Origin of the sequence: uncultured Granulicatella sp., from assembly GCF_963528195.1 — a bacterium.
Lineage (GTDB): Bacteria > Bacillota > Bacilli > Lactobacillales > Aerococcaceae > Granulicatella.
This window is the reverse complement of sequence record NZ_CAURVN010000008.1, coordinates 17,474-42,111: the sequence shown is the minus strand read 5'-3', so window position 1 is coordinate 42,111 and position 24,638 is coordinate 17,474. Positions and strand designations below refer to the sequence as shown.

The 24,638-nt window shown below is 33.0% G+C and carries 24 protein-coding genes and 1 other RNA gene; 23 read left to right on the top strand and 2 right to left on the bottom strand.

The annotated features are described in order from the left end of the window. Window positions 1-44: 44 nt before the first annotated feature. The 11 genes from RWR88_RS03975 (at window position 45) to ssrA (ending at window position 11,726) form a co-directional block, all read left to right on the top strand. Window positions 45-521, top strand: a complete 477-nt coding sequence (locus RWR88_RS03975; RefSeq protein ID WP_314349424.1) for a helix-turn-helix transcriptional regulator — start codon at window positions 45-47, stop codon at window positions 519-521. After that, entirely contained in the window at window positions 521-1,291 is a 771-nt protein-coding gene (locus RWR88_RS03970) for a zeta toxin family protein (protein WP_314349425.1), read from the top strand. The genes RWR88_RS03975 and RWR88_RS03970 overlap by 1 nt, the downstream gene beginning before the upstream one ends. A gap of 316 nt (window positions 1,292-1,607) precedes the next feature. After that, window positions 1,608-3,491: a PTS sugar transporter subunit IIA gene (locus RWR88_RS03965; protein WP_314450753.1), complete on the top strand. Its 1,884-nt coding sequence runs from the start codon at window positions 1,608-1,610 to the stop codon at window positions 3,489-3,491. Then, on the top strand, window positions 3,478-3,936 hold the full coding sequence (locus RWR88_RS03960) for a PTS sugar transporter subunit IIA (protein WP_314450752.1): 459 nt from the start codon (window positions 3,478-3,480) through the stop codon (window positions 3,934-3,936). Before RWR88_RS03965 ends, RWR88_RS03960 begins: the two co-directional genes overlap by 14 nt. Window positions 3,937-3,956: 20 nt before the next feature. Next, window positions 3,957-4,271: a PTS fructose transporter subunit IIB gene (locus RWR88_RS03955; protein WP_314450751.1), complete on the top strand. Its 315-nt coding sequence runs from the start codon at window positions 3,957-3,959 to the stop codon at window positions 4,269-4,271. A 14-nt stretch (window positions 4,272-4,285) separates the two neighbouring features. Further along, complete coding sequence (locus tag RWR88_RS03950; protein ID WP_314450750.1) at window positions 4,286-5,335, top strand: PTS fructose transporter subunit IIC; 1,050 nt, start codon at window positions 4,286-4,288, stop codon at window positions 5,333-5,335. Window positions 5,336-5,354: 19 nt separating this feature from the next. Beyond that, complete coding sequence (locus RWR88_RS03945; protein ID WP_314077587.1) at window positions 5,355-6,629, top strand: class II D-tagatose-bisphosphate aldolase non-catalytic subunit; 1,275 nt, start codon at window positions 5,355-5,357, stop codon at window positions 6,627-6,629. A 98-nt stretch (window positions 6,630-6,727) separates the two neighbouring features. Beyond that, window positions 6,728-8,719 (top strand): transketolase, encoded by a 1,992-nt coding sequence (tkt, locus tag RWR88_RS03940; RefSeq protein ID WP_314450749.1) that lies wholly within the window; start codon window positions 6,728-6,730, stop codon window positions 8,717-8,719. Window positions 8,720-8,880: 161 nt separating this feature from the next. Continuing rightward, window positions 8,881-10,428, top strand: a complete 1,548-nt coding sequence (gene abc-f, locus RWR88_RS03935; protein WP_314256348.1) for a ribosomal protection-like ABC-F family protein — start codon at window positions 8,881-8,883, stop codon at window positions 10,426-10,428. Window positions 10,429-10,493: 65 nt separating this feature from the next. Continuing rightward, window positions 10,494-11,219, top strand: coding sequence for a histidine phosphatase family protein (locus RWR88_RS03930; protein WP_314450748.1), 726 nt, complete (start codon window positions 10,494-10,496; stop codon window positions 11,217-11,219). A gap of 139 nt (window positions 11,220-11,358) precedes the next feature. Continuing rightward, window positions 11,359-11,726: a transfer-messenger RNA gene (gene ssrA, locus RWR88_RS03925) on the top strand. Between the two features lie 359 nt (window positions 11,727-12,085). Here ssrA and RWR88_RS03920 read toward each other — a convergent pair. Together RWR88_RS03920 and RWR88_RS03915 are read right to left on the bottom strand one after the other, a co-directional pair. Then, complete coding sequence (locus RWR88_RS03920; protein ID WP_314450747.1) at window positions 12,086-12,745, bottom strand: adenosylcobyric acid synthase; 660 nt, start codon at window positions 12,743-12,745, stop codon at window positions 12,086-12,088. Continuing rightward, on the bottom strand, window positions 12,742-14,085 hold the full coding sequence (locus RWR88_RS03915) for a Mur ligase family protein (protein WP_314450746.1): 1,344 nt from the start codon (window positions 14,083-14,085) through the stop codon (window positions 12,742-12,744). Before RWR88_RS03915 ends, RWR88_RS03920 begins: the two co-directional genes overlap by 4 nt. A gap of 218 nt (window positions 14,086-14,303) precedes the next feature. Between RWR88_RS03915 and RWR88_RS03910 the strand changes: the two genes are divergently transcribed. The 12 genes from RWR88_RS03910 (at window position 14,304) to RWR88_RS03855 (ending at window position 24,631) form a co-directional block, all read left to right on the top strand. Then, window positions 14,304-14,882: a thymidine kinase gene (locus RWR88_RS03910; protein WP_314349248.1), complete on the top strand. Its 579-nt coding sequence runs from the start codon at window positions 14,304-14,306 to the stop codon at window positions 14,880-14,882. 10 nt (window positions 14,883-14,892) lie between these two features. Further along, window positions 14,893-15,972 (top strand): peptide chain release factor 1, encoded by a 1,080-nt coding sequence (gene prfA, locus RWR88_RS03905; RefSeq protein WP_006703455.1) that lies wholly within the window; start codon window positions 14,893-14,895, stop codon window positions 15,970-15,972. Continuing rightward, window positions 15,959-16,834: a peptide chain release factor N(5)-glutamine methyltransferase gene (prmC, locus tag RWR88_RS03900; protein ID WP_314450745.1), complete on the top strand. Its 876-nt coding sequence runs from the start codon at window positions 15,959-15,961 to the stop codon at window positions 16,832-16,834. The genes prfA and prmC overlap by 14 nt, the downstream gene beginning before the upstream one ends. 1 nt (window position 16,835) lies before the next feature. After that, window positions 16,836-17,861: an L-threonylcarbamoyladenylate synthase gene (locus tag RWR88_RS03895; protein ID WP_314450744.1), complete on the top strand. Its 1,026-nt coding sequence runs from the start codon at window positions 16,836-16,838 to the stop codon at window positions 17,859-17,861. Window positions 17,862-17,959: 98 nt separating this feature from the next. Next, window positions 17,960-19,192, top strand: coding sequence for a serine hydroxymethyltransferase (glyA, locus tag RWR88_RS03890; RefSeq protein ID WP_314450743.1), 1,233 nt, complete (start codon window positions 17,960-17,962; stop codon window positions 19,190-19,192). 156 nt (window positions 19,193-19,348) lie between these two features. Further along, window positions 19,349-19,984 (top strand): uracil phosphoribosyltransferase, encoded by a 636-nt coding sequence (upp, locus tag RWR88_RS03885; protein ID WP_314349252.1) that lies wholly within the window; start codon window positions 19,349-19,351, stop codon window positions 19,982-19,984. Between the two features lie 130 nt (window positions 19,985-20,114). Beyond that, window positions 20,115-20,828 (top strand): F0F1 ATP synthase subunit A, encoded by a 714-nt coding sequence (gene atpB / locus RWR88_RS03880; RefSeq protein ID WP_314349253.1) that lies wholly within the window; start codon window positions 20,115-20,117, stop codon window positions 20,826-20,828. A 24-nt stretch (window positions 20,829-20,852) separates the two neighbouring features. Then, window positions 20,853-21,068, top strand: a complete 216-nt coding sequence (gene atpE / locus RWR88_RS03875) for a F0F1 ATP synthase subunit C (RefSeq protein WP_006703461.1) — start codon at window positions 20,853-20,855, stop codon at window positions 21,066-21,068. 40 nt (window positions 21,069-21,108) lie between these two features. After that, window positions 21,109-21,609 (top strand): F0F1 ATP synthase subunit B, encoded by a 501-nt coding sequence (gene atpF, locus RWR88_RS03870; protein WP_314349254.1) that lies wholly within the window; start codon window positions 21,109-21,111, stop codon window positions 21,607-21,609. Continuing rightward, window positions 21,609-22,151, top strand: coding sequence for an ATP synthase F1 subunit delta (gene atpH / locus RWR88_RS03865; RefSeq protein WP_314349255.1), 543 nt, complete (start codon window positions 21,609-21,611; stop codon window positions 22,149-22,151). Before atpF ends, atpH begins: the two co-directional genes overlap by 1 nt. A 4-nt stretch (window positions 22,152-22,155) precedes the next feature. Beyond that, complete coding sequence (gene atpA / locus RWR88_RS03860; protein ID WP_314450742.1) at window positions 22,156-23,664, top strand: F0F1 ATP synthase subunit alpha; 1,509 nt, start codon at window positions 22,156-22,158, stop codon at window positions 23,662-23,664. A 34-nt stretch (window positions 23,665-23,698) separates the two neighbouring features. Further along, on the top strand, window positions 23,699-24,631 hold the full coding sequence (locus tag RWR88_RS03855; protein WP_314450741.1) for a F0F1 ATP synthase subunit gamma: 933 nt from the start codon (window positions 23,699-23,701) through the stop codon (window positions 24,629-24,631). Window positions 24,632-24,638: the final 7 nt, after the last annotated feature.

The window sequence follows — 24,638 nt, the reverse complement described above, 5'->3', positions numbered from 1 at the left end:
TTTTTGTGTGCTATAATGATTTTATCGAATAGGGGGATGTAACTATGATTGGAAAAAATATAAAAGCATTACGAAAGAAAAATCAGTTAACGCAACCTGAATTTGCAAAATTGATTGGAGTTTCTCGCAATAGTTTAAGTCGTTACGAAAATGGAATAAGTTCTATTTCTATTGAACTAATTGATAAAATTTGCCAGAAGTTAAATGTCTCTTATGTTGATGTTGTCGGAGAAGAAAAAATGTTAAGTCCCATGGAAGAGTATGAATTGACTTTAAAAATTGAAGTTGTAAAAGAGCGAGGAGCGAATTTATTAGCACGTCTTTATCATTATCAAAATATTCAAGGGATAGAGGTTGATGATGAAAGTAATCCGTGGGTTGTCATTAGTGATGATTTATCCGATTTAATTCATACCAATATTTATTTAGTGAATGGTTTTGAAGAGTTAGAGCGTTATGTTGGGTACTTGGATGGTATTGAACGTATGATAAGCATCACAGAGAAACGGATGGTAGCTTGATGGATATTGAAGAGTATACGGAAGAAGAATTTCAACTCGCACTGAAACGCAATATACGATCGTTGATAAGAGGTAAGCAATCCACTAAAAATCCAATAGCAATTTTACTTGGTGGTCAAAGTGGAGCTGGTAAGACAACAATTCATCGTATTAAACAAAAAGAGTTTCAAGGAAATATCATTATTATAGATGGAGATAGTTTTAGATTTCAGCATCCACGTTATTTAATTTTACAGCAAAACTATGGGAAAGATAGTGTTGAATATACGAAACAATTTGCAGGAAAGATGGTAGAATGTCTAGTAGAGAAGCTAAGTGATTTGGGATATCATCTTTTAATTGAAGGAACATTACGAACTGTTGAAGTGCCTAGAAAAACTAGTGAAATATTACAAAATAAGGGGTATAAAGTTCAATTGGCTCTGATAGCTACAAAACCAGAATTATCTTATTTAAGTACAGTTATTCGATATGAGGAACTATATGCTATTAACCCAGAACAAGCTAGAGCAACACCAAAAAAACATCATGATAGGATAGTAGAAAATCTAGTTCAGAATACTCAGTTATTGGAACAAACTGGACTTTTTGAACGAATTCAAATTTATCAAAGAGATAGAAATTGTATTTTTGATTCAAAAGAAGATATAATTTCAGCAGCAACTGTTCTACAAGAGGTGTTATTTGGAAAGTGGAATCAGGTTGAAAAGGAAATGTTAAAAGTAGGACAAGAAAAATTAAAAATACTACAAAAGAGAATAGACGATTAAAAATATTTATATACAAGATAACAAAGCCTTAACAGAGAAAATCTGTAGGCTTTTTCTTGTTGGAATGGAAAAGGTTTATTTAAATGGATACAAACTAATAATATAAATTACATATGGAAATCTGTTTGTTGTCATTTTGTGAAAACACTCTTTTAAATTTCTTCATTATTAAAGTAATATATTATTTACTAAATAAAGCATACATTAAATTGCAGAAACTTTCTGCAATTTTTTGTCATTTACACGGAAAAAATCCTGGAATATAATTTAAATATAAATGATATAGCTATTGAGTTTATGAAAAAGAGGTGTACTGATGTTAACTAAGAGACAGTTGAAATTGGTTGAAATACTAAGTAATTTAGAAACTTATCAGACTGTGGCACGAGTTGCTAATTGTTTAGGAGTATCAGAGAGAACGCTTCATACGGAATTGAAAATTATAGAGAATGAAGGTTTTAAAATAGAAAGAAAAAGAGGTTTAGGGATAAGATTAAAAGAACTAAACAAAGACTATGATATATCTGATTTTGAAATTGATAATATTAAAAATCGCCGAATTGAAATTATGAAAAAAATTATTTTTGAACAACAAAGTATAACTTTTTTTGGATTAGCAGAGGAGTATTTTACAAGTACAACATCAATTCAAAATGATATACGAGTTATTTCAAATATTTTATTTAGAGATACTAATGTTAATTTGGTAAGCGATCACTTTGGGACTCGACTAGATAAATGTAGTACGGAGGAAATGATTAAAGTGATGGTTAATTTTAATTCATTTATTATTTCTGAAATGGACGAAAGAAGTTTAGATGATAATAATAAGTTGATTTTACTAGCAGAATATTATTCAAGGGATGTTGTATTTGTTTGCAATAGTATACTGTATAGTTTTGTAAAGAAAAATGTAAACGCTATTTCTGATTCGTATATAGAATATTTTCTTAGATATTTAATCGTATTCGTTTACCAATTAAAGAATGATAAGCATATTGATTTGCTAGAAAATTTAGTTGATTATTACCAACATTCTTTCTATATAGATAGTGCTGTAAAAATCTTACATAAAGCATCATTACGATTGAATTTTAAATATACTAATGAAGATGTTCAATATTTATCACTACTTTTGCTGAATTATAAATTTGAAGAATTACCTCAAGAAAAAGTAGATAACCATTTTATTAATTATTTAGTAAAACAAGTTTCTAAAGCTATGAATATTGACTTTTTTAAAGATGATATATTGTTAGAACAGTTACAGCAACATATACCTGCTATGCTTTCAAGGTTAAAATATCAAACTGTAGTTAAAAATCCTTTTTCTCAACAAATTAAATTAGAATATTCAATCACATATAATATTCTATGGCTAATTTTAGAAGAAATATTACCTCAGAATATAAGTAAAATAAATGAAGATGAAAATGCATTTTTAACTTTATATTTCCAACTATCTATTGAAAAATTAAAGAAGGGAAGAAAAATTCTCGTCATATGTCCAACAGGTATTGTAACTTCTGAACTTTTAATAAATAAAATTAAAACAGTATCACCATCTTTTGATAGGATTGACATAGCTTCAATATCTGAAGCTTTTGAACTCGATTTAAATTCTTATGATTTAATATTAAGTACAGTAAAGATACCTAAAAAACTTAAGAATTTATACTTTGTTTCACCGTTAATAAGTGATGAAGATTTGAAACTTTTGTTTAATAAAAATAAATCATTAAATAAGAAGAAAACTAATTTTTCTTGTTTGAAAGAGTATATTAAACAAGATTTGATATTTGTTAACGAGACGATGAATAATCGGGAGAACCTATTTCAAATGACAGGAAAAAAGCTGATTGAAAAAGGTTATGTAAATGATTTTTTTCTCACTAGTTTATCAGAACGTGAAATTTTAGGGGGGACTGATTTACCGATAGGTGTAGCTGTTCCCCATGGAAAAACGAAGGATGTGAGAAAGAGTTTTATTACTATCGTAAAGCTAGATAAGAAGATTCATTGGAAAGATTATAAGATAAATTTAGTATTTATGATAGGGATTGCTCAAGAGGATATTCATTTAACAAAACAAATTATTTCTAATATATATAATCTTATTAGTGATGAACAAATATTAACACAATTGAGACAAGTAAAAACGAGTAAGGAGGTTGAGGATATACTTTATGGAAGAAAGTAAAATTATAAATAGAAATTTAATCTTTTTAGATGAACCAAAGGTTGATAAAGAACAAATCATTAAATTTTTTGCGAACAAATTAAAAGAGAATCATTATATTGATGACGAAAATACATTTTATGAAGCAGTTATGGAAAGAGAATACGAAATTCCTACTGCAATTGGATATGATATTGCAATTCCACATGGAAAATCAAATACTGTCTTACAACCCTTTATTGCTTTTTTAAGAACGCAAAATAAATTTAAATGGACTGAAGGTTATGAGGACGATGTACAATTAATTTTTCAAATAGGGGTACCTGCAACTGGAAATGAAAAATTACATTTAAAATTTATTTCTGAGGTTAGTAAAAAATTATTAGATGAGCATTTTAGAGAGAAGTTAAAGACTTTTTCTGATGTAGAACAAATATATGAGCTGTTAAATTCAATAGAGATATAAGAACAAAAGGAGGAATAATTATGAAAATTGTAGCAGTAACTGCTTGCCCTACTGGTATTGCACATACTTATATGGCTCAAGAAGCTATTGAAAAAGAGTGTTTGAAACGTGGTTATGAAGTACATGTAGAAACACAAGGTGGAATGGGCATTGAAAATGAGCTAGAGCAAGATGTTATTGATGATGCTGATGTTGTTATCTTAGCAATTGCTGTAGAAATTGAAGGTCAAGATCGATTTGAAGAAAAGGAAAGTACTGGGAAAGTATTATATATTGAACCAGGAGAGGCGATTAGAAATCCAGGAGCAATGATTGATCAGATTGAATCTATTTAATGGAGGGATTTATCATGGATTATAAAGTTATGAAGGAATTACAAAAAGCTTTTAATACAGGTGTTTCTTATATGTTACCTGCAGTTGTTGCAGGCGGGGTGTTTATTGCTTTATCTCTTGCAACAGGTAAGCCAGGAGAAGGAGGGATGGAAACTACTAATCAATTTATGAAAAATATGCTTGATATTGGTGTTGGAGCATTTTCAGTTATGATTCCTATTTTGGCAGGATATATTGCATATTCTATTGCAGGAAAACCAGGGTTAGCTCCTGGTATGGTTTTAGGTTATATAGCTAATAATCCAATAGGTGAGGCAAAAGTAAAGACAGGGTTCCTAGGTGCAATGCTTTTAGGAGTTTTAGCAGGTTATTTTGTAAAATGGTGTAAAACTTGGAAAGTTAATAATACTATTAGAACTTTAATGCCTATTATCATTATTCCGATTTTATCAGTATTTACGTTAGGGATGTTTTATATTTATGTTATTTCAGTTCCGATTGGTGCTGCAATGAATTGGCTAGTTAATACATTAAGTACAATGCAAGGTGGTTCAACAATTCTTTTAGGGTTAATTATTGGGGCTATGACTGCAATTGATATGGGTGGTCCTATTAATAAGACTGCAACAGCTTTTACTTTAGCCTTAATGGCTGAAGGAATTTATTCACCAAATGGAGCTCATCGTATTGCAGTTGCTATTCCACCGCTTGCTATGGCAATTTCAACTATTATCGATAGAAAGAAATATACTAAGGAAGATAAAGATTTAGGGATGTCAGCTTTGTTTATGGGTTTAATAGGAATTACTGAAGGAGCAATTCCGTTTGCCGTTAAAGATATGAAGCGTGTATTACCGGCAATTATTATTGGTAGCGCTATCGGTGGAGCGCTAGGGATGATAAATAATGTTGAAGCTTTAGTTCCACACGGTGGTTTAATTATTCTTCCGGTAGTAAATGGGAAATTATGGTATGTTGTTGCAATGTTAATTGGTACTTTGGTTTCAGTAGCTATTCTACATTTTACAAAACCAAATTTATCTGAAGAAGAATTAATGAAATAAAAGAGAAGAGGTAATAATTATGAGTAAACTTTCAATTAAAAATGTTGTAAATGGATTGTTAGAGTTACAAAAAACAGGGGAATCAGCAACGTTATTAGGAATTGGACCAATGTCTAAAAATTGTGTTCAAGCAACGCTAGAATTATCTAAAGAAGATGATTATCCAGTAATGTTTATTGCTAGTAGAAATCAGGTAGATTTAGATGAATTAGGCGGAGGATATGTAAATGGTTGGAATCAATTTACTTTTGCTCAAGCTGTGAAAGAAGTAGCGGATGAAATTGGTTATGATAATATGTATTATTTATGTCGAGATCATGGAGGACCTTGGCAAAGAGATAAAGAAAGAAATGACCATTTACCAACGGAAGAAGCCATGAATTTGGGTAAACAATCATATATTGGAGATATTGAAGCAGGTTTTGATTTATTAATGATTGATCCTACGAAAGATCCTTTTGAAATTGGTAAAGTTATTCCTTTAGATACTGTTATAGAAAGAACAGTTGAGTTAATTGAGTTTTGCGAAAAAGAACGTAAGTCTCGTAATCTTCCGGTTATTGGATATGAAGTTGGTACAGAAGAAACTAATGGAGGATTAACTTCAACTGAAACATATGAAACATTTATTAATAGATTAAAAGTGGAATTAGAAGACAAAGGATTACCAATGCCTACTTTTATTGTTGGTCAAACAGGAACATTAACTCGTAAAACAGAACAAGTAGGACATTTTAATTTTAAAAATGCATATGATTTAGCCCAAATGGCTAAAAAATATGGAGTTGGCTTAAAAGAACATAATGGGGATTATTTAGATGATGTAACCTTATTAGAGCATATTCCTTCATCTATTACAGCAACTAATGTTGCACCACAATATGGAACAGAAGAAACTCGTGCGTACTTGAACTTAGCTAAAGTGGAACAAAAACTAGTAGAGTATGGATTAGTAAAGGAACCTTCTAAAATTGCAGAAGTTCTATTAGTCAAAGCAATTGAAAGTGAACGTTGGAGAAAATGGATGGTTGGAGAACAAGTAAATCTTACCGTCCAAGAAATTCTTAATGGAGATAAATCGTTACAACAAGAAATTTTAGATATTGCTGGACATTATACATTTAATGATTCTGAAGTTAAATCGGAAATTGAAAAATTATATTCAAATCTAAATAAGCACAATATTGATGGAAAACGTTATGTGATTGATCATATTAAACGTCCAATTCGTGATTATGCTGAATGTTACAATTTAAAAGGTGTTACAACAAGAATCAAGAATATTATTAAGTAAAAGAATGTCCCTTTAAGGGATATTTTTTTACAAAGAAAATGACGACATATTTTATTGTTTGAAGAATAGTTAAATTTAATGCAAAGAAGGTATATTAAATGGGGTTTGATTTAAAAGATAGTTTAGCAGTTAATACACTCAGAGTTCTTTCAGCAGAATCAATAGAAAAAGCTAATTCAGGACATCCTGGGCTTCCACTTGGTGCAGCACCTATGGCATATGTGCTATGGAATAAAATACTAAACGTAAATCCTAAGACAAGTCGTAATTGGACTAATAGAGATAGATTTATTCTATCAGCAGGGCATGGTTCTGCACTTCTTTATAGTCTGTTACATTTATCAGGATATGATGTTAGTATAGATGATTTAAAAAATTTTCGTAAATTAGGTTCAAAAACTCCTGGGCACCCAGAGGTCAATCATACAGATGGTGTTGAAGCAACAACAGGACCTTTAGGTCAAGGGATTGCAAATGCAGTTGGAATGGCTATGGCAGAAAAACATCTAGCGGCTAAATATAATAAAGATAATTTTGAAATTGTAAATCATTATACATTTGCGCTTCATGGAGATGGATGTTTAATGGAAGGTGTAGCTCAAGAGGCTATTAGTTTAGCTGGACATCTTAAATTAGGGAAACTGATTCTTCTATACGATTCGAATAATATATCTTTAGATGGTCCTACTTCAAAAACTTTTACAGATGATATCAAATCAAAATTTGAAGCGAGTGGTTGGCAATACATTTTAGTAGAAGATGGAAATGATTTGCAAGAAATAGATAAAGCTATCAACCTTGCTAAAAAAGAAGATAATAAGCCTTCGCTTATTGAAGTGAAAACGATTATAGGTTATGGCGCAGTTAAAGAGGGGACTTCTGCAGTGCATGGTGCTCCTTTAGGGAAAGAAGGGGTTGAACATATAAAGAAAGTATATGACTATAATTTTTCTGAATTTGAGGTACCTGATGAAGTGTTAGAATGTTTTGAGTTAGGTATAAAAAAACGTGGAGAAAAAGCAGAATTATTATGGAATAAAATGTTTGAAGAATATCAGGAAAAATATCCAGAATTAGCAAAAGAATATATACTTTCTTTTGAAAATAGAGAAATTAAAATTGAATTGGAACCTCATAAATTAGGTACATCAATGGCTAGTAGAGTTTCTAGTCAAAAAGCTATCCAACAAATTTCTAATCAAGTTTCTGAATTTTGGGGAGGATCTGCTGATTTATCATCATCAAATAAAACAATGATAGATACTGAATCAGACTTTGAATTTAATAACTATATTGGAAGGAATATCTGGTTTGGTGTACGAGAGTTTGCAATGGGAGCAATTATGAATGGAATTGCACTCCATGGAGGAACTCGAATTTATGGTGGAACATTCTTTGTATTTTCAAATTACTTACTTCCTGCAATAAGAATGGCAGCAATGCAGGGATTACCAGTAGTGTATGTTATGACACATGATTCTATTGCGGTGGGAGAAGATGGACCAACTCATGAACCGATTGAGCAATTAGCTTCTGTTCGTTCTATGCCGAATATAAATGTGATACGACCTGCAGATGGTAACGAAACAAATGCGGCATGGAAAAGAGCTTTATATGAAACAAAGCGTCCCACAATGTTAGTATTGACGAGACAAAATTTACCTGTATTATTTGGGACAAATGAGTTTGCAGAAGATGGAATAAATAAAGGAGCATATATAATTTCAGAAGCTAAAGGAGAAATTGATGGTATTATGATCGCTACAGGTTCAGAAGTGGCATTAGCTCTGGAAGCACAAAAAGAACTTGAAAAAGAAGAAATATATGTACGAGTAGTTTCTATGCCATCTCAAAACATTTTTGATGAACAATCATTAGATTATAAAGAAAAAATACTTCCTACTGCTATAAAAAAGAGAATGGTAATTGAGGCAGCTTCAAGTTTTGGTTGGGGAAAATATATTGGGATGAATGGTAAAACATTGACAATTGATACTTGGGGATTATCAGGACCTGGAGAGTTGCTGTTTGAAAAATATGGTTTTTCGGTAGATAATGCTATTAAAATTTATAAATCAATTCATATGTAGTAATTATGAATAGAAGTGGAATTTAAAGTGTAATATTCAAAAAATAATAGGAGAGTGTTACTCTCTTATTATTTTTTTGCTCTTTTATTTACCATCTATACTTTGATATTCCTCTTGTAAATATGATACAATGACCCAGAGAAATTTGAAGGAGAAAATCAATGAGTATTTTAAATGTAGAAAAATTAACCCATGGATTTGGGGAACGTGCAATTTTTAATGATGTCAGTTTCCGTTTATTAAAAGGGGAACATATTGGATTAGTCGGAGCGAATGGTGAAGGTAAGTCCACTTTTATGAATATTGTAACGGGGAAACTTCAACCAGATGAAGGAAAAATCGAATGGTCTAAAAATGTGAAAGTTGGTTATTTAGATCAACATACGGTTTTAGAAAAAGGAATGACCGTTCGAGAAGTATTACGTAAAGCATTTGATGATTTATTTGTTGCAGAAGCTCGTATGAATGAATTATATATGGCAATGGGCGATGCAGATGAAACTTCTATGAATGCGATGTTAGAAGAAGTTGGGGAAATTCAAGAGCGTTTAGATAGTCATGATTTTTATATTTTAGATGCAAAAATCGATGAAGTGGCTCGTGCGTTGGGTGTTGTAGCATTTGGTATGGATAGTGATGTGAGTGAATTAAGTGGTGGACAACGTACGAAAATTTTACTTGCAAAATTATTATTAGAAAAACCAGATATTTTATTATTAGACGAACCAACGAACTACTTGGATGTGGAACATATTGAATGGTTAAAACGTTATTTACAAGAGTACGAAAATGCGTTTATTTTAATTTCGCATGATATTCCATTTTTAAATAGTGTAGTCAACTTAATTTACCATATGGATAATCAAGAATTAAGTCGTTATGTGGGAGATTATGATCAATTCCAAGAAGTGTATGCGATGAAGAAATCTCAATTAGAAGCGGCTTATAATCGTCAACAAAAAGAGATTGCAGATTTGAAAGACTTTGTAAATCGAAATAAAGCTCGTGTAGCTACTCGTAATATGGCAATGTCACGTCAGAAGAAATTAGATAAAATGGAAGTGATTGAGCTAGCGGGTGAAAAACCAAAACCTAAATTTGAGTTCAAAACTTCTCGTGCACCAGGTCGTTATATTTTCCAAACAGAAGGATTAGTCATTGGATATGACCGTGCTTTAACGGGTTCGTTGAATTTAGAAATGGAACGTGGACAAAAGATTGCGATTGTCGGAGCAAATGGTATCGGGAAAACGACTTTATTAAAGAGCTTATTAGGAATTATTAAGCCATTAGAAGGAAAAGTTGTTCGTGGAGACTATATTGATTTAGGATATTTTGAACAAGAAACTCCTCAAGGAAATCGTAAAACAGCCTTGGAAGAAATTTGGGATACATTCCCATCGATGACTCAACCAGAAGTTCGTGCGGCATTAGCTCGTTGTGGATTAACAAGTAAGCATATTGAAAGTCAAATTCAAGTACTAAGCGGGGGAGAACAAGCAAAAGTTCGTTTCTGTAAATTAATGAATGATGAATCAAATGTATTAGTGTTAGACGAACCAACGAACCACTTAGATGTGGATGCTAAGGATGAATTAAAGCGTGCCTTAAAAGAATATAAGGGTAGTATTTTAATGGTTTGCCACGAACCGGAATTTTATGAAGGTCTAGCAACAGATATTTGGGATTTTTCAAAACTTTCATCCTAAATATATGATTTTTTGAGAAAAATTGAGTACAATGGTAGTAGCAAATGATTTGAGGAGGAAACATCATGGCAGATAAAGGCGTTACATTATATTTCATGAGACATGGCGAGACAGTTTTTAATCGATACAATAAAATTCAAGGTTGGGCAGATACACCATTAACAAAAGAAGGTAGATTAGATGCCATCCGTTCAGGATTAGGAATGAAAGATATTCCATTTCATGCAGTTTATACAAGTGATTTAAGAAGAACGATTGAAACAGCTCAATTAGTATTAAGAGATCATCCTTTAAGAGATCAATTAAGCTTACAAATGATGCCAGAATTCCGTGAAGTTTGTTTTGGAAGTTTAGAAGGACAAAATGCAACAGAAGTGTGGACGAATTTGTATAAAACATTACAACGTACCTTTGATCAAAATGATGGTAGAAATGTCATAGAAGAGATGAATCAAATTAAAGCAATGGATCCAGATCATATTGGAGAAAACTTTATGGAATTTTGGACTCGTGTAGAACAAGGGTTGATTAAAGTAATCGATAAACATCGTGATACGAATCAACATATTCTAATTGTTAGTCATGGAATGACGATTCGTAATATTTTACATGAATTAATTCCTGATTTTAAATTATCAGATATGATTGACAATTCTTCTTTAAATATTGTGGAATATTCAAATGGACAATATCATTTGAAAGCATTAAATCAAACAAGTCATTTTGCATTGAGAAAAGAAGCGGTAGAGCGTGAATTCTCATTATTACCAATGACATTATTTGAAAAATAAATACAGATAGATTTATAAAATTGAAGTGACCCCAAAAAGTTCGATTTTTTGGGGTTACTTCATAATCTTTAGCATATATAGATAATAGCAGTTATCATTTGCGTGAAGGTTAAATTTTTGTTAGTATAAAAGAATATACGGGGTCGTTACGGATTCGACAGGTATAGGTTGAGCTTTCAATGCATTTCGTAGGTTACGGCTACGTAAAAACGTTACAGTTAAATATAACTGACAAACAACAAACAAACACTTTAGCTTTCGCAGCTTAATACCTGCAAGCTAAGATCTGTCCGGCATCGCCCATGTGCTCGGGTCCAGGTCTCATTATTAGTGGGATACGGTTCACTTTTCCGTCTGTCTAAGTGAAACAGAGATGATCAGGCTAGCTTAAGATGATGCTTGTTTATCAGCTAATCAGTAGCGAAACTTTAAATCGATAAACTATGAATGTAGATTTGATTGTGTCGATATATTTGGACAGGGGTTCGACTCCCCTCGGCTCCATTTTTTATGATGAATAAGGCTTAGAGATGTTGATATTTCAATATTTCTAAGCCTTTGTTGTTTAATGTTTTTAGAAAATTCTTATAAAGGTAAATTGTATATGTGTTTACTTCTTGCGATCCTTTTTAAAGTACATTAAGTAAGTGTAGATGATATTTAAAAAAAGAGCAATCTCCGTATAATGTCCATCAAATAGAAAAGTGCAGATTAGTAAACAGAATAGTAATGCAGGTATCACGATATCTCTAAATCTATTTTTCGGTTTCATTTTCTCTACTCCAATTCTTAATATTATTATAGTTATTATATCACAACAAAAAGAAGCATAGAAATGTATCTCGAACATTTCTATGCTTTTAAACTTATTGTTGTTTACTTAATTGTCGTTGTGCGGCTAATTCAATCATACGATCAGCGAGATGTTGATTTCGAACGAGCAGTGGTCCATGGAAGTAAGAGCAGAAGACATTTCTGTAATGGACACCTTCTGTTTTGTCCTCATCATTATTTCCATTTCCACTAGTGACAGTACCTAATGGTTTAAGACCTTTGCAGAGATAAGTTCTTCCGATGTGGTTTTCATAACCAACATATGTTTCTCCTGTTTCTTCATCGTAAATTGTAATATCTCCGATAAATCGGTGGTCAAATTGTCCATTTGTATAGCAGTCAATTGCGCCGATTCCATCTAATTTTTCACCAGCTGCATTGATGTAGTAACGTCCTAATAATTGGAAGCCACCGCAAATCCCTAATACAACTCCATCGTCTTCGATGAAGTGGATTAAGGCGTCTTTTTTAGATTGCAAGTCTTTAGCCACGATCGTTTGTTCATAGTCTTGACCACCACCGAACATGACGATGTCAAAGTCTTCAGGGTTAAATCGATCACCTAAACTAATCAATGTAGTTTCAACTTCATAGCCTAATTTTTTTGCTCGGTGTTGGAGCATCAGTAGATTCCCATTATCTCCATAAGTATTCATTAAATTTCCGTATAAATGACAAATTCTGATTTTCATGAAGTCATTCCCTCTTTCAAGTAACCATGTTTAGCTAAGTCTTTACGGAGTTGTAATAATGCCGTATACGTTGCTAAAATATTAATTTTTTTCGTTGGTACTGATTTTAATTTTTCAATTAAATCATCATTATTTTCTGTTTTTGTAAGAGTCGTAAATCCTGCAACTTCCATACGAGTTTCTAAGTCATCTACTCGAATACCTCCAATATAGGTTTGTTTTGGAGTAAGTTTTGCAAGTTCTTCAAACTCACCATCCCAAATCCAACTAATATCTTGTCCATCTGCATAATTATCATTTAATAAGACAGCAAGTGAAAATTCTTCTTTTTCATAGCCAAGTAGTTGGACGATTTGGTTAAATCCTACTGGATTTTTAATTAAGTTAATCATGACTTCTTTGTCTTCCAATGTAAAGGTTTCTTGACGTCCAAAGACTCTTTGTGCTTGTCCAAATCCTGCTTGAATTTCTTCAGGAGTTAAGCCGAAAAATCTAGCAGTAGCGTAGGCGCTTAGTGCATTGTATATATTATAAAGTCCTCCAATTGGAAGTGAAAAATCAAATCCATCAATTTTGAAAGAAGATTTTGTTAGAGATAATTCTGTTAGTTCTGTGACAGCATAGTCTAAATCAGGACGTTTGAAATCTCCGTTCGGACAGTAGTATTTCCCTAAATTACTATACGTAATAAAATTATATTGTAAAATGGAATGGCAATGTGGACATAAAATACCATCTGTATTGTAATGTGCTTGATAGTGACCATCTTCTGCATGATTGAATCCAAAATAAAGTCTTGGATTTGGAAGAGTATCGCTATTAAAAATTGGTGCGTCTCCATTTGATAAAATTGTTGCTTCAGGAGCGAAACTGGCACCATCTAACATAAATTGATAAGTTGTATAAATTTCACCGAAACGATCCATTTGGTCTCTAAAAATATTTGTAAATACGAATAATTTTGGTTGAATAAATGGTGTAATATGTTTAATCGTTGCTTCGTCTACTTCTAATACAGCAATATTTTTTTCACCTTTAACAGGAGTATGATTTAAGAAAGTAGAAACAATCCCTTGTGTTAAATTGGCTCCAGTTGGATTCGTTAAAATATTGGGGTATTTTTGTTTTAATAATTGAACGATTAAAGAAGTCGTTAAAGTCTTTCCATTTGTTCCACTAACAATAATAACTTCATAATGGTCTGATAAATGTTTTAAAATATGTGGATCAATAGCGTGAGCTACTTTTCCTGGGAAGCTACTTCCACCTTTAGTAAAAGTTTGAAGTGCCCAGCGAGTGAATTTTCCCGCTTCAATGGCAAATTTGGTACGTATATTCACGAAATGTGCATCCTTTCAAAAAATATTCTTTTTTATTGTAGCATAAATTCACTGAAAAGGAATACAAATCGCTTGTTTTCTTATTAAGAAATGAATAAGAATTTGTTTGGAATAATATGAAAAAGTTCATAATGATTTTTTATAGTTTTTCGTTGCACAACTTTCGATATTATCGTAAGATGTTAAGGGTATATGAAAAGTGTCAGGAGGTTAAAATTGTGGCACAATTATTTTTTAAATATGGTGCAATGAATAGTGGAAAGTCGATTGAAATTTTAAAAGTTGCTCATAATTATGAAGAACAAAATAAATCTGTATTATTATTTACAAGTGCAATCGATGATCGGGATGCAGTAGGATATGTTTCTAGTCGTATTGGGATTCGAAGACAAGCAATTCCGATTTATGATGAAACAGATATTATTGCCATTGTAAAAGAACAAGAGGTAAAACCTGCTTGTATTTTAATTGATGAATCTCAATTTTTAAGTAGAGAACATATTTTAGATTTAGCGCATATTGTAGATATTTTGGATATTCCAGTAATGGCTTTTGGATTGAAAAATGATTTCCAAAATGAATTGTTTACAGGTTCTAAGTATTTATTACTATATGCTGATAAAATTGAGGAAATTAAAACGATTTGCTGGTACTGTCATAAAAAGGCAAGTATGAATATGCGTGTCGTAGATGGAAAACCTGTTTATACGGGCGAACAAATTCAAATCGGCGGGAATGAATCGTATTATCCTGTTTGTCGTTATCACTATTCACACCCAGGTGAACAAAGAGCTTAAGGAGGAAATTATGTTTGATCAATTAGATAGTTTTATTATTCGATATGATGAATTATCTGAGTTATTAAGTGACCCAGATGTCATTAGCGATACAAAACGTTTCATGGAATTAACAAAAGAAGAGTCTAATTTGCGTCCGAAAGTTGAAACTTTTAAACGTTATCAACAAGTAGTGGAAGAAATTGGCGATACAGAAGAAATGTTAGGAGAAGGCTTAGATAGCGAAATGGCTGAAATGGCTAAGGAAGAATTAGCTTCTCTTAAAAAAGAAAAAGTAGAATTAGAAGAAAAAATTAAATTCTTATTATTACCAGAAGATCCAAATGATGGTAAAAACATTATTATGGAAATTCGTGGTGCTGCTGGTGGAGATGAAGCAGCATTATTTGCGGGAGATTTATTATCTATGTACCAAAAATATGCTGAATCACAAGGTTGGCGTGTAGAAGTAATGGACGCTAACGTTACAGGTATTGGTGGCTATAAAGAAGTTATTTTAATGATTACAGGGGATAATGTATTCTCAAAATTAAAATATGAATCAGGAGCTCACCGTGTACAACGTGTTCCTTCAACTGAATCACAAGGTCGTGTTCATACATCGACTGCAACTGTTGTAGTCATGCCTGAAGCAGAAGAAGTAGAGATTGAATTAGAAGATAAAGATATCCGTGTAGATATTTATCATGCTTCTGGTGCGGGTGGACAACACGTTAATAAAACAGCTTCTGCCGTTCGTTTAACTCACTTACCAACAGGTATTGTCGTAGCCATGCAAGATGAACGTTCTCAATTAAAAAACAGAGAGAAAGCAATGAAAGTATTACGTGCTCGTGTATACGATAAAATCTCTCAAGAAGCTCAATCAGAATATGATGCAAATAGAAAATCTGCCGTTGGTACAGGGGATCGTTCAGAACGTATTCGTACATACAATTTCCCTCAAAACCGTGTGACAGATCATCGTATTGGATTAACGTTACAAAAATTAGACCAAGTTCTTGCAGGAAAAATTGATGAAATTGTCGATGCATTAATTTTATACGATCACACTGAAAAATTGGAGCAATTAAATAATGGAAATAACTAATCCAACGAATCAGGAAGTCCTAGTTAGGGCTTCTTGTTTTTTACAAGAAAGACAACCTTCGTTTTCGAAAGAAGATTGTGACTGGTATGTTCGTCAATTAAGTTTATATTTGAATCAGTGGACGATGACAGATTTACTCATTCATTTGAATCAGCCTTCAAAGATAGGGATATGGGAACAAATAGAACCACTACTAATCCGTTTATCAAATTTTGAACCATTGCAATATATTACAAAGCAAGCAGAATTTTATGGACGTGAATTTATTGTGAGTCCCGATACTTTAATTCCAAGACCTGAAACAGAAGAATTAGTTGAAAAAATCATTGCCTTTTTATCTGAACAGTCGAGTGGAAAAGTATTAGAAATTGGAGTAGGAACAGGTTGTATCATTCATACATTAGCTTTAGAATGTCCGGACTTTTTTTATCAGGGTGTGGATATTTCTGAAGGAGCGCTTGAAGTTGCTAAGAAAAATCAAGAGAAATACGAGTTAGAAAATGTTTCTTTATATTTAAGCGATGTATTTCAAGAAGTTTCGCCTCAAAAATTTGTATGTATGATTAGTAATCCACCTTATATTGATGTTTCAGAAAAAAATGTGATGGATGAATCAGTTTTACGCTTTGAACCAGAAGTAGCTCTTTTTGCAGAAGATAAAGGGTTAGCGATTTATCGTAATATTGCCCAAAATTTAGAAAATTATTTATTAGAAGAAGGGCAAGCCTTTTTTGAAATTGGGTTCCAGCAAGGAAAAGTTGTTCAACAATTATTTGAACAGTGTTGTCCGAATCGAGAAGTGAGTATTCATAAAGATTTATCAGGTAATGACCGAATGATTATTGTAGGAAGGAGGAAGTAATATGAAAACACAAATTTTTCATCAAGAAACATTAGAACAAGCAGCTTCTTTATTGAAAGAAGGAGAAGTTGTCGCTTTCCCAACAGAAACCGTGTATGGATTAGGAGCAATTGCAATGAGTCAAGAAGCTGTCTTAAAAGTGTTTGAAGCAAAGGGAAGACCGAGTGATAATCCATTGATTGTTCATGTTCATTCTGTAGACCAAGTCATCAATACTGTTGAAGAATTTCCAGAAAATGCGAAATTATTAGCAAAACATTTTTGGCCAGGACCATTAACGATGATTTTAAAAGCGAAACCTGGTATTTATGCACCGGCATTATCAGCTGGATTGCCGACTGTATCATTTAGAATGCCAAATCATGATTTGACATTATCATTAATTGAACAAGTTGGAATTCCATTAGTTGGACCAAGTGCAAATCAATCGACAAAACCAAGTCCAACAAGAGTCCAACATGTGGTGGAAGATATGGACGGAAGAATTGCTGGTATTGTGGATGGTGGAGATACAAGTGTCGGTGTTGAATCTACAGTAATTGATTTAACAAATGAAGAGGGTCCCGTTATTTTACGACCAGGAGTGATTACAAAAGAAGAAATAGAACCAATTATTGGACCGTTAGTGGAATATATGAAAACAACAACGGGGGAAAAAGTAACTCCTAAGTCACCGGGGATGAAATATCGTCACTATGCTCCAACTACTCCTGTTGTTGTGGTGGAAGGTTCTGTAGAGTTTTGGCATTCACTCATTGAAGAATATCAAGAACAAGGTGAAAAAGTTGCAGTTATGGCAACAGATAATATTTTAGATGAAGTGAAATCAAATGTGAGCGAGTCTTATTCATTAGGCGAAAAAGATTCTCTTGCTGATATGAATCATCATTTATTTAATGCTTTGCGTTCGTTAGATCATACCGATGTGACTATTATTTTAGCGCAGGCAAGTGTTAAAGAAGGCGCTGGATTGGCGTATATGAATCGCTTAGAAAAAGCATCTAGTTTTACTAAAAAAGAAAGATAGAAGAATGTTCTAGCATAGTGGAACACAAAAGTTACTAATTTTGATGATACTGTTAAACTATGTTAGAATAATTCTATAGAAGAAAAGGAGTGAAGCTAATGACACAGTTTAAAGAAGACACACTTGTGTTTGAAGCGATTGAAAAAGAAGCCCAGCGACAAAAGCAGGGGATTGAATTAATTGCTTCAGAAAACTTCGTTTCACCTGCTGTATTAAGAGCGCAAGGTAGCATTTTAACAAATAAATATGCTGAAGGTTACCCAAATCGCCGTTATTATGGTGGATGTGAATATGTCGATGTAATTGAACAATTAGCAATCAATCGTGTAAAAGAATTATTTGGAGCGGAATATGCCAATGTTCAACCCCATTCTGGTTCTCAAGCGAATATGGCGGCTTATCGAGCGCTTGTTTCAAAAGGAGATAAAATTTTAGGAATGGATTTAAGTCATGGCGGACATTTAACCCATGGAATGGGCGTAAACTTCTCCGGTCAAGATTATGATTTTATTGCGTATGGATTGAATCCAGAAACAGAAATGATTGATTATGATGCTTTAGAAGAAATTGCTAAAAAAGAACGCCCAAAACTAATTGTTGCAGGAGCTTCTGCTTACCCAAGAGAAATTGATTTCAAACGTATTAGTGAAATCGCAAAAAGTATCGATGCTTATTTCATGGTAGATATGGCGCATATTGCAGGTTTAGTTGCAAAAGGAGCACACCAAAATCCAGTACCATATGCAGATGTTGTGACTTCAACAACGCATAAAACATTACGAGGACCAAGAGGTGGCTTAATTTTAGCGAAACAAGAATTTGCGAAAAAAATTAATAGTGCCATTTTCCCAGGTATTCAAGGGGGACCATTAGAACATGCGATTGCAGCTAAAGCAGTTGCGTTCCATGAAGCACTTCAACCAGCGTTTGGAGAGTATATCGAACATGTCGTTGAAAATGCAAAAGCAATGGCAGAAGTCTTTAATGAAAGTGGTATTCGCCCAATTTCTGGTGGAACAGATAATCATTTATTATTATTAGATATTACTTCTACTGGTTTGAATGGAAAAGAAGCTCAAGAATTATTAGATAGTGTAGGGATTACAGTGAATAAAAATGCTATTCCATTCGATCCATTGCCACCAATGAAAACAAGTGGTATTCGTGTAGGGACAGCAGCTATTACTACTCGTGGTTTTGATAAAGAAGCAGCAAAAAAAGTGGCAAAATTAATTGTAGAAACACTAGCTCATTCAACTGATGAAGGGAAATTAGACGAAATTCGTCAATCTGTACAAGAATTGACAAAACAATTTCCATTATATGAATAACACAATGTAATCAGTCACATTAATAATGAAAACACTATTTTCTTAATGAAATTTTAAGGAAAAAACTCTTTTTTTCCTATTTATATACTAGTATTTTGATTGTTTTTTTTGTAGAATAACAAATAGTGAAAATATATTATGGAAGGGGCAAGCAAGATGGGTAATTTTCATGTGTTAGATCATCCGTTAATCCAACATAAATTAACGATGATTCGACAAAAAGATTGTGGAACAAAAGTCTTTCGTGAGGTTGTAAATGAAATTTCAATGTTAATGGCATATGAAGTTTCAAGAGATTTACCATTAGAGGATGTGGAGATTGAAACACCTTTAGTGAAAACAACACTAAAAACTTTAGCTGGGAAAAAAGTTGCCATTATTCCTATTTTACGTGCTGGTTTAGGAATGGTTGACGGAATTTTAGAATTAATTCCAGCTGCCAAAATTGGACATGTCGGAATGTACCGTGATCATGATACATTACAACCTGTTGAGTATTTCGTTAAATTGCCTTCAGATATTTCTGAAAGACAATTATTTGTAGTTGACCCAATGTTAGCTACAGGAGGATCGGCAGTGGCTGCGATTGATGCGTTATTAAAACGTGGAGCGCATCCGCAATCGATTAAGTTTTGTTGTCTTGTAGCAGCGCCAGAAGGAGTAAAAGTTCTTCAAGAAGCGCATCCAGAAATCGATATTTATGCTGCGGCATTAGATGAGCGATTGAACGAAAACGGCTATATCCTTCCGGGATTGGGCGATGCTGGTGATCGCCTATTTGGAACCAAATAAATAAAATCGTAGTCACGCTTTTGCGTCTGACTATTGCCATGAAATCTGACAATAATCACCGTTTAAGCAATGCATGCGATAGGTGGAAATTGTCAGTTTTTTATTTGGAATAAATAAGGGAGTATGAGTTATGGAAGCTTTACCAAAAACGATAGAATTTTTTGGTTTGTCTTTTTCAGTTCCAATCTTACTTTCTTGTCTTGTAACATTATTAGCAGTAACAATTTTTTCAATTGTATCTGCAAGAAATGTTTCTATGAAACCAGGAAAGATGCAAAATGTTTTTGAATCTCTGATGGACTTCACAAAAGGGATTGTAAACAGTGCAGTAGATGAAGAAACGGGCAAGTCATATTACTTATATGTATTTTCACTCTTCTCATTTATTTTAATCGCCAATATAGTCGGTTTAGTGATTTATTTCCATTATGGAGAACATAGTTACTTTGCTTCTCCAACAGCAAGTCCAGTTGTGTGTTTGGCGTTATCATTGATGACGACATTAATTGCACACTATTCTGGAGTTCAAAAAATGGGATTTAAAGGCTATATTAAAAACTCTTATTTGAGTCCGATGTCTTTAATGTTACCGATTAAATTAATTGAAGAGTTTACAAATACAATTACACTTGCATTCCGTCTATACGGAAATATTTATGCAGGTGAAGTGTTGTTAGGATTAATTGTGATGTTCTCATCCAGTTTTGGTATCTTAACCTATATTTTTGCAATTCCATTAGGAATTGTTTGGCAAGGATTTTCCGTAGTTATCGGAGCTATTCAAGCCTATGTATTTTGTACATTAACAATGGTGTACATTGCACACAAAGTAGAACATGAATAATTTTTAGAAATGAGGAATTTACTTATGACAGAATTAGCAGCAGCAATCGCAGTAGCAGGGGCAGCTTTAGCAGCCGCTTTTGGTAACCAAGCAGTTATCGTAAAAACAATTGAATCAATGACACGTCAACCAGAAATGAGCAATGAATTACGTTCAACAATGTTCGTTGGGGTAGCCTTAATCGAAGCGATGCCTATCTTCGCGGTATTAATCGCTTTAATCCTAGTTTTCATCAAATAATCAGTTATTCGATAAATTTGTTGAAAAGGAGGGATGATGGATGTTTCAGTATATGTTAACAGCTAGCACTATTCTGGGAGATACACTTGTTGTCTTAATTTCAATTATTTTGTTACTATTTTTAGTAAAGTATTTCGCTTGGGATAAAATTGAAGCTACATTAGAGGCTCGTCGTGAAAAAATTAGTAAAGATTTAGATGAAGCTGAAAAGAAACGTAAAGCAGCTGAAGAAATTCAAGCAAATGCAAAAGAAATTATTCATAATGCAGAAGTGAAAGGTCAAGATATTTTAAATACGACTAGGGAAGCAGCTTCAAAAATGCAAGATGAAATGATTAAAGAAGGACGAGATGTCGTATCTAGAATGAAATTAGACGGACAACGTGAAGTAGATTCCATGAAACAACGTGCTTTGGCGCAAATGCAAGATCAAATTGTAGATTTATCTGTTCAACTTGCAAGCCAAATTTTAAATAAAGAATTGACTGAGCAGACACATCAAGATGTGATTGAATCTTTTATTGAAGGGTTGGAAAGCTGATGGTGAAATTTCATAAAGAAGTAGTCAAAGCAGCCAGTCATTTTTATGGTCAAGTCAAGTATGACGGGACTTTAAAAACAGTTACAGAAGAATTACAAGAAGTATTAGACGGAATTCAAAATACTGCACGCTTTCGTCAATTAATGCATTTAGAACAAGTATCCGTTGAAGAAAAAATGTCATTATTAAAAGAAGCTGTTTCAAATTTATCTCAAAGTACACAAGATTATTTGAAATCTTATTTACATCCTGATAAATCTGCTTATCTAATTGAAGCAATTGAAGCTTTTCTTGATATTTATTCAGCGAATCGACTTGAAATGATTTCAGCAGTTCCCCTAACAGAAGAACAAATCAATCGTATTGCAGAAGCTTTTCAAAAGAAAACGAGAAAAGAGTATGATTCATTCGTTAATACAGTTGATCCAAGTGTAATAGGTGGAGTGAAATTAAAGACAAAAGAATATTTATTAGATGGAACATTATTATATAAACTTGAACAGTTTAAGAAGAAAATTAGTCAAACAGGATTGAAGGGGTGAGACAATGGATACGGAGTTCGGTAATATCACAGCAGGAATCCGCAACCAAATTAATTCCTTTGAAGCGGAACAACACATTGAAGAAATTGGTGAAGTTTCATTTATTGGGGACGGAATTGCTCGTGTCATCGGTCTTACCAATGTCATGGCTGGTGAATTAGTAGAATTTGCAAATGGTACTTATGGTATGGCACAAAATCTAGAGAAAAATGATGTTGGTGTTATTATCTTTGGTACTTATGAAAATATCCATGAAGGAGAATCAGTGCGTCGTACAGGTCGTATTTTAGACGTTCCTGTAGGAGATGCTTTGATTGGTCGTGTTGTGGATGCTTTAGGTCGTCCAATTGATGGCTTAGGAGCTCTTGAAACAACAAAACGTCGTCCAGTAGAAAATGAAGCACCTGGTGTAATGCAACGTAAAAGTGTGCACCAATCATTAGCAACTGGATTAAAAGTAATCGATGCATTAGTTCCGATTGGTAAAGGTCAACGGGAATTAATTATCGGAGACAGAAAAACAGGTAAAACAAGTATTGCTATTGATGCAATTTTAAACCAAAAAGGTAAAGATACTTTATGTATTTATGTCGCAATTGGACAAAAAGAATCTACTGTAAAAGCTTTAGTAGAAACGTTAAAACGTTATGGAGCAATGGATTATACAACAGTTGTATCTGCTAGTGCTTCACAACCAGCTCCAATGCTATATATTGCTCCTTATGCAGGAACTGCAATGGGAGAAGAATTTATGTATAACGGAAAAGATGTATTAATTGTTTATGATGATTTATCAAAACAAGCAGCAGCTTACCGTGAAATTTCATTATTACTTCGTCGTCCTCCAGGTCGTGAAGCGTATCCAGGGGATGTATTCTATTTACACTCTCGTTTATTAGAACGCTCAGCGAAGTTAAATGATGAATTAGGTGGAGGTTCTTTAACAGCCTTACCAATTATTGAAACTCAAGCGGGAGATATTTCTGCTTATATTCCTACTAACGTAATTTCTATTACAGATGGTCAAATCTTCTTAGAAAGTGATTTATTCTATTCAGGTGTTCGTCCAGGTCTATCTGCCGGATTATCTGTATCACGTGTAGGGGGATCTGCACAAATTAAAGCGATGAAAAAAGTTTCAGGTACATTACGTATCGACTTAGCAAGTTACCGTGAATTAGAAGCCTTCACACAATTTGGTTCTGATTTAGATGCGGCAACTCAACAAAAATTAAATCGTGGTAAGAGAACCGTTGAAGTTTTAAAACAAGATGTTCATAGACCATTACCAATTGAACATCAAGTATCGATTTTATTTGCATTAACACATGGAATCTTAGATTCTATTCCAATTGAAAGATTGAAAGATTTCGAAAAAGCATTGTATCATCATTTAGAAAATGAACATGCTGATATTTTAGCAAGTATTCGTGATGAAGAAAAAATTCCAGATGAAGAAGCTTTCTACCAAGTGATTGACAAGTTTAAACAAATTCATCTATACGAAGGTTAAAAGTAATGCGAACTAGAAAGAAGAGGTGAATTGTATGGCGTCTTCATTAAACGACTTGAAGAAGCGAATTATTTCAACGAAAAAAACAAGTCAAATTACAAGTGCTATGCAAATGGTTTCTGCTTCAAAACTAGCTAAGTCTGAACAAGCCGTTCGTCGTTATCAGGATTATGCCGAAAAAATTCGTGAAGTTGTAACGCATTTATTATATGCTGAACAAAAACAGGATATTGAAGAAAATGATGAAGAAATTGATTCAAATGAAGAAGAATCATTTATTGATTATCATGATTTATTAATTGAAAGACCTGTGAAAAAAACAGGTTATCTAGTCATTTCATCAGACCAAGGTTTAGCCGGAAGTTATAATTCTTCGATTTTCCAAGCAACACGCGAAATGTTACAAACGGATCATGATTCAAAAGATGAGTATGTGATTTTAACAATTGGTGGAGCTGCAAGTCGCTTCTTTAAAAAGATGGGAATTGATGTTCGCTTAGAAATCAATGATGTCAGTGATATTCCATCATTTGAAGAAGTACGTAAAATTGTAAGTAGCGCAGTACAAATGTTTAGACAAGGTGAGTTTGATGAATTTTATGTTTGTTATAATCACCATGTGAATGCATTATTATCCAATTATCGTGTTGAAAAAATGTTACCGATTATTGACTTAGATGAAGATGAAGCGAAAGAATATGAGTTAGATTATATTTTTGAGCCAAATAAAGAAATTATTATGGAAACATTATTGCCTCAATATGCAGAATCTCTTATTTATGGGGCAATTATCGATGCAAAAGCAGCTGAACATGCTTCACGTATGACAGCTATGAGAAGTGCAACGGATAATGCAAGAGATTTAATTAGTGATTTGACACAAGATTTAAACCAACGTCGTCAAGCACAAATTACACAAGAAATAACTGAAATCGTTGGCGGAGCAGCAGCTCTAGAAGAACAGTAAGAGTGAA